1 protein-coding gene is annotated in these 383 nt (G+C 62.1%); it reads right to left on the bottom strand.

What is annotated here, in order from left to right; translation table 11 throughout:
• A partial coding sequence (locus EN786_RS36300; protein ID WP_189524381.1) for a 2-oxo acid dehydrogenase subunit E2 occupies nt 1–383 on the bottom strand: 383 nt, incomplete at both ends.

Here is a 383-nt window from a genome sequence, read left to right as displayed (position 1 = left end):
CGTTGGAGATGACCGACAGCGTCTTTTCGTCCGCTTTGCGGATGATCGGGGTGATCAGGCCGCCTGGGATCGACACCGCGACCCCGACATCGGCATGCTTGTGCTTGACCATCGCACTGTCGGTCCACGACGCGTTCGCATCCGGCACCGCCATCAGCGCCATCGCCATCGCCTTGATCACCATGTCGTTGACCGAGAGCTTGTAAGCCGGCGCCTCGCCCTTTTCCGTCTTCTTCATGGGTGCTGCCGCATTCAACTGCGTGCGCAGCGCCAAGAGTGCATCGAGCTCGCAATCCAGCGTCAGGTAGAAATGCGGGATGGTGGACTTGGCCTCGACCAGGCGCCGCGCGATGGTCTTGCGCATGTTGTCGTGCGGCACGAGA

The organism is Mesorhizobium sp. M4B.F.Ca.ET.143.01.1.1, assembly GCF_004792275.1.
GTDB classification, from domain to species: Bacteria; Pseudomonadota; Alphaproteobacteria; order Rhizobiales; family Rhizobiaceae; genus Mesorhizobium; species Mesorhizobium abyssinicae.
Note: the sequence above shows the minus strand (reverse complement) of the source record. Positions and strands in the feature narration are given on the sequence as shown.